Origin of the sequence: Epilithonimonas sp. (assembly GCF_032054305.1) — a bacterium.
Taxonomy (GTDB): Bacteria; Bacteroidota; Bacteroidia; order Flavobacteriales; family Weeksellaceae; genus Epilithonimonas.
Window position 1 is genome coordinate 260809 of the sequence record NZ_DAMBSX010000004.1, and the last position, 14432, is coordinate 275240.

The 14432-nt window shown below is 36.6% G+C and carries 11 protein-coding genes; 2 read left to right on the plus strand and 9 right to left on the minus strand.

Features of this window, described 5'->3' with window-relative positions; genetic code table 11:
* Positions 1–68: 68 nt before the first annotated feature.
* Positions 69–1856: a transcription termination factor Rho gene (gene rho / locus RTX21_RS10350; RefSeq protein ID WP_312767409.1), complete on the plus strand. Its 1788-nt coding sequence runs from the start codon at positions 69–71 to the stop codon at positions 1854–1856.
* Positions 1857–1932: 76 nt separating this feature from the next.
* On the opposite strand, the gene RTX21_RS10355 is transcribed toward rho, so the two are convergent.
* The 3 genes from RTX21_RS10355 to RTX21_RS10365 all read right to left on the minus strand — a co-directional run bounded on the left by RTX21_RS10355 (position 1933) and on the right by RTX21_RS10365 (position 4025).
* Positions 1933–2226 carry a GNAT family N-acetyltransferase gene (locus RTX21_RS10355; protein WP_312767410.1) on the minus strand — a complete coding sequence of 98 codons (294 nt, stop codon included), beginning with the start codon at positions 2224–2226 and terminating at the stop codon, positions 1933–1935.
* Between the two features lie 66 nt (positions 2227–2292).
* Positions 2293–2799, minus strand: a complete 507-nt coding sequence (locus tag RTX21_RS10360) for a hypothetical protein (RefSeq protein WP_312767413.1) — start codon at positions 2797–2799, stop codon at positions 2293–2295.
* Positions 2800–2813: 14 nt separating this feature from the next.
* Positions 2814–4025, minus strand: coding sequence for a DUF5103 domain-containing protein (locus RTX21_RS10365; RefSeq protein ID WP_312767415.1), 1212 nt, complete (start codon positions 4023–4025; stop codon positions 2814–2816).
* A gap of 127 nt (positions 4026–4152) precedes the next feature.
* On the opposite strand from RTX21_RS10365, the gene RTX21_RS10370 reads away from it, so the two are divergent.
* On the plus strand, positions 4153–4791 hold the full coding sequence (locus tag RTX21_RS10370) for an MBL fold metallo-hydrolase (RefSeq protein ID WP_312767416.1): 639 nt from the start codon (positions 4153–4155) through the stop codon (positions 4789–4791).
* An 82-nt stretch (positions 4792–4873) separates the two neighbouring features.
* On the opposite strand, the gene pckA is transcribed toward RTX21_RS10370, so the two are convergent.
* From pckA to RTX21_RS10400, 6 genes are all read right to left on the minus strand, one after another.
* Positions 4874–6487: a phosphoenolpyruvate carboxykinase (ATP) gene (pckA, locus tag RTX21_RS10375; RefSeq protein ID WP_312767418.1), complete on the minus strand. Its 1614-nt coding sequence runs from the start codon at positions 6485–6487 to the stop codon at positions 4874–4876.
* A 117-nt stretch (positions 6488–6604) separates the two neighbouring features.
* The gene (locus RTX21_RS10380) at positions 6605–7507 is read right to left on the minus strand and encodes a GYDIA family GHMP kinase (RefSeq protein ID WP_312767421.1); all 903 of its coding nucleotides are present in this window, start codon (positions 7505–7507) and stop codon (positions 6605–6607) included.
* A gap of 11 nt (positions 7508–7518) precedes the next feature.
* A complete protein-coding gene (gene fabD, locus RTX21_RS10385) occupies positions 7519–8394 on the minus strand; it encodes an ACP S-malonyltransferase (protein ID WP_312767424.1) in 876 nt (291 codons plus the stop codon).
* A gap of 153 nt (positions 8395–8547) precedes the next feature.
* A complete protein-coding gene (locus RTX21_RS10390) occupies positions 8548–10563 on the minus strand; it encodes a LysM peptidoglycan-binding domain-containing protein (protein WP_312767427.1) in 2016 nt (671 codons plus the stop codon).
* Between the two features lie 38 nt (positions 10564–10601).
* Positions 10602–12176, minus strand: a complete 1575-nt coding sequence (bshC, locus tag RTX21_RS10395; protein WP_312767430.1) for a bacillithiol biosynthesis cysteine-adding enzyme BshC — start codon at positions 12174–12176, stop codon at positions 10602–10604.
* 314 nt (positions 12177–12490) lie between these two features.
* Positions 12491–14413 (minus strand): putative porin, encoded by a 1923-nt coding sequence (locus RTX21_RS10400; protein WP_312767432.1) that lies wholly within the window; start codon positions 14411–14413, stop codon positions 12491–12493.
* Between the last annotated feature and the right edge of the window lie 19 nt (positions 14414–14432).

The following is a 14432-nucleotide window of genomic DNA, read 5'->3' on the forward strand; positions in this document are numbered from 1 at the left end:
AAAATGGTAACCACCTGGTTTTCATTCTTACTTATACACAAATAAAAATTACCCTTTTACGTATTTATATGTTTAATATTGAAACGCTACGGTCAAAATCCGATGAGGAATTGGCCAAACTTTCTAAAGATTTAGGCGTTAAATTGGCAAAGAAAAGCTCTCCGGAAGAAACAGTTTTCGCTATTCTGGACTATCAGGCTTCCAATCCAAAGATCATTAAAGATTATCTTAACGCGACTCAAGAAAATATGACGAAAAAAACAGAAGAGAATCCTTCGGAAAACGCAGCTCCTGCAAAAAAAAGAGGCAGGAAACCAGCAGAAAAACCGAAAGAAGAAAATATAATAGTTCCAACGGAAACAGTTGTTCCTATTGCTACTACAGAAGAAGCTCCCGCTGCAGTTGTAAAGGAAGAGGCAAAAGCAGCAAATCCCCCAAAGAAAAAAGTGCCGAGAGCGAGAATTACTTCCACTCAGACAGAAGAACCAACCGCTCCTACTCCAGCTTCTACCGAGGAAGCAACTCCAAAGACTGATGAAAAGCCTGAGCAAGAGGATAAAAAGCCTCAACAAAAGCAACAGCCTAAGCAGCAAAACAATCAGCAGCATCAGCAAAAGACCAATAACAACAATAGAGGTCAGCAAAAAGCGCAAAATCCCAATTCTCAACAACATAACAATCAAAAAGAACAATCCGAAACACAACAGCCGGAAACTGCCGCTCCAAAAAAGGAATTCAACTTTGATGGAATTGTAACCATAGAAGGCGTTTTGGAAATCCTTCCGGACAACTACGGATTCCTTCGTTCCTCAGATTTCAGTTATATTTCTTCTCCAGACGACGTTTATGTTTCTACCAATCAGATCAGAAATTATGGTTTGAAGACCGGAGACACTGTAAAAGGAATTGTGAGATTGCCAAAAGAAGGCGAGAAATATTTCTCTCTTCAAAAACCGACAGAAGTTAACGGAAGAGATTTAGCTTTCATCAAAGACAGAGTCGCTTTTGAATATCTGACACCGCTTTTCCCTCAGGAAAAATTCAATTTGGCTGGTAAAAACTCTACACTTTCTACAAGAATCGTAGATTTATTTGCGCCAATCGGAAAAGGACAAAGAGCAATGATTGTTGCACAACCGAAAACCGGTAAAACTATTTTACTAAAAGATATTGCTAACGCCATTTCTGCCAATCATCCGGAAGCTTATATGATGGTTCTTCTGATCGATGAAAGACCAGAGGAAGTTACTGATATGCAAAGAAGCGTGAATGCGGAAGTAATTGCTTCTACATTCGACGAGGCAGCTGATAAACATGTAAAAGTGGCAAACCTAGTTTTATCTAAAGCGCAAAGAATGGTAGAATGTGGTCACGATGTTGTGATTCTTTTGGATTCTATCACGCGTTTGGCAAGAGCTTACAACACTGTAACGCCAGCTTCAGGGAAAATTCTTTCCGGAGGTGTGGATGCGAACGCCCTTCACAGACCGAAACGTTTCTTCGGAGCAGCTAGAAAGATTGAAAATGGAGGTTCTTTGACAATTATCGCAACTGCTTTGATCGATACAGGTTCCAAAATGGACGAAGTGATCTTCGAAGAGTTCAAAGGAACCGGAAATATGGAGTTGCAATTGGATAGAAAAATTGCTAACAAGCGTATTTATCCTGCTGTAGATTTAGTTGCTTCCAGTACAAGAAGAGATGACCTTCTTTTGGACGAGGCTACGCAACAACGTATGTGGATCATGAGAAAATATCTGGCTGATATGAATCCTTTGGAAGCGATGGAATTTGTACAGAAACAAATAAAAGGCACAAGAAACAATGAAGAGTTTCTAATGTCTATGAACAGATAATTGTCTAATTAAATAAAAAAGCTCGGCTCGCAATTGCGAGCCGTAACTTTGATATTACCAAGGTAATAGTTTATTTTTAAGCAACAAAAACATCTTCTACATCTGTTTTTCTGCTGAGAACTGCGTGTGCATATGAACAATGCGCTTTGATAGACCATCCGTTCTTTCTTGCAAAATCTACCGACTTCTCTACCAGCGTTCTTCCCAATCCTTTACCTTCGAATTTCGGAAAAACCATTACATAGCTAACGATTAGTTTTTTAAGTTCAGGAACAATCGTATAGGTCAATCTTCCGATTTCTTCCTGTTGGTTTTTCATTGATATAAATCCACCATTCCCAGATTTTTTATTTTCGAAGATAAGTTCCATAAAAATTTGTTTTCAAGTTATTAGCTAAAATTATTCCAAAAAATTGAATTAATGATAAATGGAATATTAAATTCTCGTTTCAATATATTTGAATAAGATTGAAATCACGAAAGCTACCAACACCAGCAAAAGATTTCTTTTTCTTTCTTTTGTTTTGAATAATTCTTGAATTAATGTTTTGACTTTATCATAATCAAAAATCAATATAATAAAAACCAGAACCTGATAATATATTGCTGACTGCAAAGCCATTATACTGTAAATATAATCTTGGATAATGATATTCGAAAGAATGATTGTCAATAAGATACAACCGAAAACCCTAGTTCTATTAAATAACAAACTAATTCCACCTAAAACCTCTAAAACACCAATGATAATAGGATAAGCTAAAGAATAAGAATAGAAAGTCCACATCAACTTGTGACCTTCTGATAAATCAGAATTGACAGACTTATCAAAACCATGAAACTGAAAAGGTTTAGCCAAACCATAAACAATCATTGAGCTAGCAACGACAAAAATAATTATCCAATAAAAAAGATAACTGATGTTTTCTTTAGAGATTTTCATTTATCAATCCAAAACTATCTCACAGGCGTCCTGAACTCTCCGTAACCAATCAGACCGTCGAGGTTCCTTCCGAAAGGTGTATAATATAAAAATGCCTGATAAAGGTTTTCTGTTTGCCAGAAATTCCCGTTCACTTCACCATAATTCAGTTTTCCATCAGCTCCTTTTGTTGCGATGATATAGTTGTAGAAACCTTGTTTCAGATAGATCTTTGCAATGTACTTGTGAGCTGTTTCATCATATTGCATTTGGCTTGTTTTATCGGCTTTGTAATCATTGAACATTCCCAGAACGTAGAATTCCTTGTCTGATTTCTGACTGTCCAAAGCAAAATGTACCCAAGAATAATCGGCTTCTCTGGAAGGATCTCTTTCTATCCCAAGGTCATTTCGTCTGAAATAAAAAGCTCCATTCACATCAGGCTGGTATTGATAATCTCCGGGATAAGCCCAGACAGGATAAAGATAGGTTTGATTCGCACCATCCATATTCCCCGTATTAGCCACCATGTCCATAGCTTGATTAATGGTCTTATTATCGAAATAGTAGAATTCATTATTTCCTGGAAAAGCCAAATTCAACTGTTGGAACAAAAGCTGGTTTCCCAATGTAGAACTCGGACGAAGATTGTTTAACGCAATTCCCCAATTGTTGTTCTGAATGACACTTAAGGAAAGTGAAGAAAGGTTATTGGTTATTCCTGCCCCATTCCCAGTCGCTTGGATTTCGATACGTTGTTTGGCATTAGGATTTTTGGCATCTATGAATCTTGTAACATTGATTCCCAGATTGGCTCCATCTTCGTAGATGGAAAATCTCCTTTTGAATAGTGGCTTTTCCTGAGAATCTTTGTAAACAATAATCTCATAATTTCCGGAAATCTTTGGCTGAATCTTTTCGTTAGGGAAAGTCAGCTGGTAATGCGTGTACTTTTGATAGGTATTGAAAGAAAACTGGAAATTTTCTATCAAAGCGTTCATACTTCCATTGGCAAACTCTGTAAAGAAAAGGCCATCATCTTCCCAATTTTTATTGTAATGTTTGTAAGTATAACGATAAAGCTGACTTGTATTCGAAAGGTCATCGAATCTTAGAATCAGTTGCTCGCCTTGTCCTATAACAGCCGTTTCATCATTGGTTTTTGGATTGAAGACTTGGATGCTTCTAATGTCCTGCGCAAAAGAAAGAATCCCGAAAAAAAGAAAAAATAGTTTTGTTAGCTTCATCTGCTGATGTTATTTTTTATTTGCCAGATGGAACGTTTAGTACAATTATATTTTTTTAGATAATTTGTCGAAAACGTTTCATAATGCTAAGTTAATGTTTTATATTTTTACATCTAAATTAAAAAGAATGTTGCACGTAAAATCCTTTGCATTTAATCCGTTTTCTGAGAATACATACATCATTTATAACGATGAAAAGGAGGCTTTTCTTATAGACCCGGGTAATATGCCTGAAGTCGAAACTGAAACTTTGCACAATTTCGTTAAAGCGAATGAATTTAAAATCAAAAATATTCTGTTAACGCACGCACATATTGACCATATTATCGGTTTGCAATGGGCTTATGACACGTTTGCCGTTCCGGTTCTGATGCATTCTGACGAAAAAGAAATCCTGGACAAAGCTTCTTTCACAGCAAAAAATTACGGTTTCTTCTTTCCTGCATTCAAAGGGGAAATTCAACATATTAAAGAAGGCGACGAGTTGAAATTAGGTTCTGAAACGTTCCAAATTTTCGATGTTCCCGGACATTCGCCAGGAAGTGTTGCGTTTTATAATCAAAATAACGGATTTGTGATTTCCGGCGATGCATTATTTATGATGAGCATTGGAAGAACTGACCTTTACAAAGGCGATTATGACCAACTGATTTCAAGTATTAAAAATAAATTATTGACGCTTCCAAACTCAACAAAAGTCTACAGCGGGCACGGAGAACCGACTTCTATCGGTTTTGAAAAAGAACATAATCCTTTTTTGAAATAATAATAAACTAGGTAATGTCAGGCTGAGGTTCTCGAAGCCTTTCAACTAAAAAACGCTTCCAATTTGGAAGCGTTTCTATTTTTTAATCCTGATGAACTTCTGATAAAATCGGTCCCGAAGAAACCAATTCCAGAGCTTCTTCATTATCTGTAAACTGCTCAAAATATTTGATATATCTCGCAGCTAAATCTTTAGCTTTTGCTTCCCAATCAGAATTATTCTCATAAGTATCTCTCGGGTCAAGGATATTTTCTGAAACATTAGGCAATGCAATAGGGAATTCCAAATTCATTACAGGAACTTTATTCGTATCAGCTTTGTCAATACTTCCATCAATAATTGCATCGATGATTGCTCTCGTATCTTTCAGAGAAATTCTCTTTCCTGTTCCGTTCCAGCCTGTATTTACCAAATAAGCTTTGGCGCCGTGTTCTTTCATTTTTCCAATTAATGTTTTGGAATACATTGTTGGATGAAGTGTCAAAAATGCTTCTCCAAATGCAGGAGAAAAAGAAGGTGTTGGCTCAGTGATTCCACGTTCTGTTCCTGCTAATTTCGATGTATATCCACAAAGGAAATGATACTGAGCCTGTTGGTTTGTCAAGATAGAAACCGGTGGCAAAACCCCGAATGCATCTGCCGACAAATAAATGATTTTACTCGCATGACCAGCTTTGGAAGGCAGAACAATTTTGCTGATATGATAAATTGGATAGGAAACTCTTGTGTTTTCCGTAATCGAACCATCAGTATAATCTACGTTTCCTTCGTCATCTGTAATCACATTTTCCAACAATGCATCTCTTCTGATGGCGCCGTAGATATCCGGTTCTTTTTCTTTACTAAGGTCTATCACTTTTGCATAGCAACCACCTTCGTAATTGAAAACACCATTGTTATCCCAGCCGTGCTCATCATCGCCAATCAAATAACGTTTTGGGTCTGCAGAAAGCGTTGTTTTTCCAGTTCCGGAAAGTCCAAAGAAAACCGCTACATCGCCGTTCTCACCTACGTTGGCTGAGCAATGCATAGATGCCATTCCTTTCAATGGAAGGTAATAGTTCATTATCGCAAACATTCCTTTCTTCATTTCTCCGCCGTACCAAGTTCCACCGATAATCTGCATTTTCTTGGTCAAATCGAACATTACAAACACTTCAGAATTAAGTCCGTGTTGTTCCCAGTTTGGATTGACAGATTCGGAAGAATTAATCACTACAAAATCCGGTTCTCCATAATTCTGAAGGTCATAATGAGAAGGACGAATGAACATATTCATCACAAAATGAGCTTGCCAAGCCACTTTTGTAACGAACCTTACTTTCAGTCTTGTATCCTCGTTAGAACCACAATAGGTGTCGATAACGTAGATTCTGTCGCCAGAAAGGTCTTTGGTTACGATGTCTTTTAACTCATCGAAAACTTCGACTGTAGTTGGACGATTGATGTTTCCGTCCCACCAAATCGTATCCTGAGTGATATTGTCTTTTACAATATATCGGTCTTTTGGAGACCTGCCAGTAAAAATTCCCGTTTTTACAGCCACAGCACCTGACTTTGTCAAAACGCCTTTAGCAAATCCGGAATTATTCGGGTCCATTTCCGCCTGAAAAATTTCTTCGTAAGTTGGATTGTGGATGATTTCTTTCGGATTGAAAATACCTTGACGTTCAAGATAAGATTTTAACTTGTCCATTTTTAATTTTTTTGAAGATTAAGGGTGTTGGGACAAATGTAAAAATATCGGCGAATTATCAAAGTTTTTATAAACTGACTTTCATCAGTTAAATAAAAATTCATAATCAATTAACAATCAGTTAATTAAATCTGACCAAGAAAACATTTTGGTAAAACCTTGCTTTCTGAAATAGCTTTCATAATCTCCAAATTTGGACGTGACAACGAAATCTCCGCCCCAGGCACCCAAACTTTTGACAAAGCTTGGGCAATTTTGAAAATATTTTTCTTTCACCGCTGGAATTTCAAGAAAATCGGACAGTTTTTGCTCGTGAATGGTCATCAATTCCGAAAATTCTTCCAAATTTTGACTTTTGACAATCTTTTTGGTTAATTCAGAATATTGATTGATTAATTCCGTTGAAGTAGGCTTTGACTTGTAATGAGAAATTCCTTCTCGTGTATCTTGTTTTTGATTGAGATGAATGAAAATCAGTTCATTTTTAAAACTCGGATTGAAATCAATTTTATGATAAGTTCTTTCAGGAAAACGACTGTAGAGAACCGCAGATTTTTCTTTGGCAACAGCAACGTCGTAACCACTTCCCCCAAGACTTTCTTCATTCAAGGTAAAAGGATTGATTTCTGCCCATTCTCCGAGATTACTCATCAAAGTTGAACTGCTTCCTAGTCCGAAGTCTGATGGAAACTGAAGATTGGTTTTGAAGTGATAAGAAGTATCACTTTTTAGTTTGGTATCAGAAAGATTCTGAACATTTTTGAGCGTTTTAAGAATGAATTCGGAGGCTTTTTGATTATTGGTTTCTGTTATTTCCCAATTTTTATAATCGATAACCGCTTTAAGCCATAGTTGATTTTGATGATAAGCCTCCCAAAAAATAAATGACTTCTGGTCTTCATTCTCTGTATAAAAAAGCTCTTGTCCCAGCTTCGTTGGAACAGCTAGAACAAGAGCGCCATCAACAGCAACATATTCTGAGGTAAGCATTAACTTGCCTGGTGAAAATATCCTGCTCATTTGTTGATTTTTTATATTGCAGAAGCAACAGTTACTTCTGGATTAATTTTCTTAATCAAACCTTGAAGTGTTTTTCCTGGTCCAACTTCTATAAAATTAGTTGCACCGTCTTTTATCATATTCTGAACACTCTGAGTCCATTTTACAGGGCCTGTCAACTGAGCAATCAGATTTTTTTTGATTTTTTCCGGGTCAGAAACCGCAGTTGTGGTGATATTCTGATAAACCGGAATTGTTGCTTTACGGAAATTCGTTTTTTCAATTGCTGCAGCCAATCTCTCTTGAGCCGGCATCATCAATGGCGAGTGGAAAGCACCATTTACAGGTAGCAACAAAGCTCTTTTCGCACCAGCCGCTTTCAAAGCTTCACAAGCTTTTTGTACAGACGCTGTTTCTCCAGAAATTACCAATTGTCCAGGACAGTTGTAATTGGCAGGAACAACGATTCCTTCGATTTCTGCGCAGATTTCTTCAACTTTCGCATCTTCCAGACCAAGAATCGCCGCCATAGAACTTGGATTAATATCACAAGCCATTTGCATAGCCTGTGCTCTTTCGGAAACCAATTTCAGTCCATCTTCGAAAGATAAAACGCCATTCGCAACCAAAGCGGAAAACTCACCCAAAGAATGTCCGGCAACCATTTCTGCGCCCAAACCGTTGGCTACTTTTACAGCAGCAACCGAGTGTAAGAAAATAGCTGGCTGAGTTACGCTGGTTTTTTTAAGGTCTTCGTCTGTTCCGTTGAACATCACTGTAACAATATCAAATCCAAGAATATCGTTGGCAGAATCCATCAGGTCTTTCACGTCTTTTCGGGAATCGTACAATTCTTTTCCCATCCCGACAAACTGTGAACCCTGCCCAGGAAATACAAGTGCTTTCATATATTTATAAATGATAATTGATGAATTATAAATGATTGATTCATCAATGTTTTAAAAATTTTATTCTAATACTAATCTTTTGAATGTTTGAGCTACAAATAATTGAAATAGCGAATCTTGAATCAACTATAACTCATCGCTTATTAACTATAATTATTGCATCAATCTCACAACTCTGTAGCCGTTGTTGATGTAAGCGCCATTTGGTTTTGCTTTTACAAACTCAAATTTTGTAGCTAGTTGCGTTTGAGATTTTCCGATTTGTTTGAAAATTTCTCCTTTTTTGTTTTCTCTGGTCAACATATCGTTCATAACATCAAAACCGATTACTGCATATTTTGAAGGCGTTTTGCAATATTTTGCTTTGTAAGCAGCCAGAATTTCTTTCTCAAAATCACCTTCGTAATTGATTTTTCTGTCCATCAGATAAACAAGACTTGCTCTGGAAAGGTCATCCACATTTTTCTCAAAACTTGGACTGTAGAACATGCTGAATGCTTTTACGCCTTCTGTCTGTTTTCCAAGTGCAATAACTTTCGAAGCAAATGCAGCACCTGCAGATTCGTCATCGTCAGCTAGAACTGCAATCACAGGAACCGATTGTCCCGTCATCATATTATTTTCCAGTTGAATTTCTGATGAAGAATTAACAATCACAACATTGGGTTTTGATAATGATTTTTCCAACCCGGCTTTAATTGCATTAGCATTAGCCTTAGAATTATCTGCAACGATATAGATTTTTTGGTCCTGATAAACCTGACCAACTTCTTTTACTATTCTGTCTGAATAAACCGAATTTTCTGTTTCAATGATAATCAGATTGCTGTAATCAAAAAGGTCTTCCGAGTTCGCAAATGGTGCAACCACAGGAATTTTTTTGTCATTAACAAACCTTAGGACTTCAAGAACACTTGATTTGAAAAAAGGGCCAACAATCAAATCTGTATTATCCGGGTTGATTTGAGAAAGACTGTTTTTGAAAGTTGTTTCGTTTCCGGCATCCACCACTTTGATGTCCAGTTTTTGTCCAGTAGCAGCATTTCTTTCAGCGGCTAATTTTGCACCGGTCAGGAAATCCATAGACATTGTTCTGTACTTTGCATCGTTGGCATCATATCCGAAAGGTAACATTAACACAACACTTAAAACATCACCCGCTTTTTTAGAATACATCGGGTCTTGTTTCTTGATTTTCAAAACCATTCCAGCTTTCAGTCCGTCAGCAAGATTTGGATTAAGACTAATCAGCTGGTCAAGCGTTACATTGAATCTGTTCATAATACTGAACATTGTATCGCCACTCTGAACTGTGTAAGTCACAAAATCATCTTCCGAAGAAGTTGCAACCGAAGAAGTTTTCACTGGCTCGGAAACAGTTATCTGAGTTGTCGTTTTTGTAACCGGAGCCGATGTTGTATTACCTTGAGAATTATCTTCAACCTTAATAGAATTATTTGAAGTTGCAACAGAATCTGAACCGGAAACTTTAATTGCTTCGCCTGGTTTCAAACCTGTTGTTTCCAATCCTGGATTCAAGGCAAATAATTGTTTTTGAGTCAGATTGAATTGTCTCGATATTTTATAATAATTGTCTTTTGTCTGAACTACGTATAAACCTTTGTCAGAAGAAGTTGTTTCAGTTTTAGTTACTGTTTTTACTTCCGCAGGTTTTTCTGCCGTAGTTGTAGTCTGAACAACTGCTGTTACTGCAGGCGCAGAGCCTCCAAATTTCTGAATGTTATCTAATGGCAAAGTAATCTTGTCCCCGATTTTCATATGAGAATCCAGGTCAGGATTTAGTTTTCTAAGGTCAGCCTCAGAGATTTGATACTGTTTTGTGATTCCGTAAATCGTTTGCTTTGGCTGCAACGTAATGGTTCCTGTTTTTCCTGTTTTAGCTACAGAATTTGTAGAAGCAGGCGTTGAAGTTACTGTAGAAGCGACTGCTTTTGAACCGCCGCCACCTTTTGAAACTACGATAACATCGCCGATTTTCAGCCCATTATCTTTAGCGGAAGGATTCATCCGATACAATTCATCTACCGTCAAACCATATTGTTTAGAAATGCCGTAAGGCGTTTCCTTAGCTAAAACGGTGTGGGTTTTCTGTGCAGAAAGCCCCAAAAAGCTGATAAGTCCCGATAAAATGAAAATCTTTTTAATCATCCTTTTCTTTATATGGTTACAAAAATAATGCTTTCAGATTAAATGGGCGAAATAATCAATTCCGATTTTTGAACATCCATTTGTTGATAAGTTTCGGCAATCCATTCTTTTCCTAAATCTGCGTAGAACACACTGAAATTTAACACTCTTTCCTGCCAGGTTCCACCCGGATGAACTTTTAGAAATAAATTTTGCATGTGGTCCAATTTCTCCAATTGTTTTATCTTTTCGGCTTTCAGAAGACGTTTTTGCATTCTTTTGAATGATTTTAATTGTCGGGTTTCTTCTGCATTCACAAGATTAGCAAAGGTTTTATCTGTCTGTTCCGCTTTTGTTTTTATTTCCGAAAACGAATTAATCAAATCTTGTTTTTTCTGTTCAAGAAGTGATCTGATTTCGTTGTTATCTAATATTTTTTGATTGATGACTTCAGCGAAATTTCCGAAGAAATCTTCAAGCTTCAATCCTGAATTTTCAATTTTTCTGAAGGTTTTTTCTTCCAGAAACAACATAGAGTTTCTCGGAATCAAAATGGGGAAGGGAAGGTTGATGGAATCGAAATAGTCTTTCAACTCTATCCAGTACATTATTTCCGCATTTCCGCCCACGTAAGCCAGATTTGGCATAATCGTTTCCTGATAAGCCGGACGAAGGACCGCATTAGGACTGAATCTTTCAGGATAATTTTCTAATTCGTTCAAAATTTCTTCCTCCGAGAATTTCAAATCGGTTTCTAGAATAAAATAATCATTGTTAATTTTCTCGATTCGGTTTCTGGTTTCCGTCAGGTAAAAGAGATTGATTTCTCTTGGATTGACCTGAACTTTGTGATATTCTTTCTCGAGGAATTCTCTTTGATTTTTAGTTGTTTCGAAAAGCTGGTTGGATAATAATTCTTTTCTGAAAATATCTTTGACCCGAGATTTCAGTTCTTTTGAATTCCCATCAATGGTCAACAATCCATAATCTGAAAATAACTGATTGACCAAATATCGAATTGCTTGTGTGTGTGTGTTTCCTTTTTGATAAGCTTTTTTAATCCAAAGAACCAGCTCTGTTCCATAAAGATTGTCTTTGAATTCTTTCTCGAATTCCCGGATGAAAAAAGTATCATCGATTTTGATATTTCCGACATCGCCACCAGCATTACCTTTGACTTCATAGTAATGGTCGCGTGTTTTGAAATGATTGATTTCATCGAAATCGTGGTCTTCTGTCGCCATCCAAAAAACGGGAACAAAATTATGTTCCGGAAAATTGGATTTTAGAAATTCTGCAGTTTTGATGGTCTGCAAAATCTTGTAAATAAAGAAAACCGGGCCTGTAAAAAGATTGAGCTGATGTCCGGTTGTAATGGTAAACGTGTTTTTATTTTTTAGAGAAAACAAATAATCTAATTGTTTTGGAGACATCTGTTCTTCCTGATTCTGAGAAAATATTGCATTGTAAAGCAATTCTCTTTTGTCATCAGAATACGAATTTTGCTTCTCAGAAATTTGATTTTTGAAGTTATCTAAATCGAATGTTTTATTCTGAAATCCGTCCAGTTTTTTCTCCAAGAAATCTTTGATAAGTTTTGGAATGCTGTTTATATGTTCGAAACCGATGGTCATTTGGTTGATACTTTTTATATTTTTAAACGCAAGGTTCGCAAAGTTTTTTTTAACAACTTATTGTTTTTAAGATACGCAAAGGCGTTTTACTTAGCAAAGTTTTAAGCTTCTATTTTATTTACAAATGTTGTTTTTATGTTTTAATTGCAGCCCGACTTATCTCTAATTTATTTATTTTTTCATTTGGATCGATGAATCTCGTTCCTCGATCTGAGCGGAAATCCTTTTTGCTTGTACATAGTTTCTATTTAATCTAAAGATTGGGAGCCCTTCGACAAGCTCAGCATAAACTACAGGCGGAAAAGCCGCCATAATTAGTGGAAAAGATACCAAACCACGCCTAAGTTCAATCGAAAATCATAAATCGGGTAATTAGGCGCCGTGAAAGATTTGTTCTGCATAAAGGTCTGGTTGATGTGCTGACCTTCTACATAGAAAAACATACGTTTCACTCTCATATTGATGTAGACATCGGCAATCGGCTGTCCACCAATAGAATAAGAGCTAGTTCCCGGCAAAATATACTCGTTCAGGATTGGTGAAAATTCTCGGGAAGCAAATTTGGTGAAGTAATACAATTTCACACCAGCTTGGATTTCTGCAGCTTTTTTGAACGCCGGAGCTTGATAATATAAATTAACTCTCCCGATAAAATCCGGCATTGGCAGAAGATTATCGTTGGTTAAAGCTTTTTGAAACAACACTCTTCCGTTCAAATGAAATCTTTTATAATTCGCCGTTGCCTCTCCTCCAATCTGGGAAATATTGAGTGAAGATGAACTCTGTTGAGGTTTTGATGAATTATCAAAATAGGTGTAATTGTCAATTCTGTAATAGTCAACAAATAATTGTGTGTTGAACCATTTTGCCAATTTCAAAGTTCCACCAATTTGGGTTACAGCTTCGTTATTAGGATTTTGCAGATAATAATTATAATTGAGGTAATGCGAAGAATTCACGAGATAATTAAAACTTGGATAAGCTGATTGGAAATTAACGCGTCCTTCTATCAAATAATCTTTGATTGGCTCAAAAACCAATTCGTTCGTCGTCTTAATGTAATCTCCGAATTCGGAACCTTTGGAAATCTCCAGGAATGATTTGAGTTGAATCTTATCTAATAATTTGATCTGCAAATTACCCACTGCACCAATTCTCTGCTCTTTGAAATAACCTGGAATCTCTAAAATCGGATATGCGTTCTTGTTTCCGAAAGTGATATACTGATGTCGGAATCCCGCATCCAACTTAAACTTTTCGTTATCCCAGACCAAACTGAATGTATTGCTGAGATTGTTTGAGAATTTTTTGCTTACCAAAGGGAATCCCGCGATATCTGTTCCTCCAAAGAAGTCCGTGTTAGCAGCTGTTTCGGAGAAATAGTATTTATTGCCTTGATGATAAATCGTATGTCTTAATTTGAAAGGGTATTTTGCCGGGTCAAGTGGCGCAAATTCCTGACTGAAATAATATCGTCTGTAACCATATCTAGATTCTGCACCTGATAAATTAGTTTCGATATTCTGACGATTATTGAATCTGGAATCTCCACTTAAAAACACATCCAAATCAGCAATTCCTCCATTTTCCTGGTTATTGACATTCTGGTGAATGTAATGTGCATAAGCTTCGTACTTGCCATTTGGCGAAGTATAATGTCCACTGAAAATTGTGTTATTGCTAGCTGCCAGACTATTTCGATAAAGACCTTGTGACCTGAGACCCATATACTCTATCGCAAAATTGAAGTTTTTACCAACATTCTGAGTGTATGTTGTGTGAAGCTGCCCTCCATTTTTCATGGCGTTGTTGTAGAAAAATGTGGTGGTTGGAGTTTTTACATCGTAATAATTGATATCATTTTCTCCTAAGAGGTAAAATGATTTGTTCTCCGGAAGAAGGCTGAGATTTTGTTCTGCATTTTTTTCATACATCAAATTCTGAAACCCTGAGCCAACATTGGCGTATTGTATCTTTCCAAAGTTATCTTTCTTGTTATATTGTGTAACGATGTATGACCTCTCGATAGCAAAAGTGGTGTCATAGATTTTCTTTTCAGAAAATCTTTTTTTGACCTGGTAATCGTATATGGTCGGCTTGTATATTTCTAAGGAATCCTTCTCTCCGGAATCTACTTTTAAAGTATCGGAAGAGATCTTGTTAGAATCAGTTTTGTTTATCTGTTGTGCATTAATGGCGATATTCAAAAATAACAACAGTCCAAATAAGTATTTCATCAAGGAAATTTGAGTACAA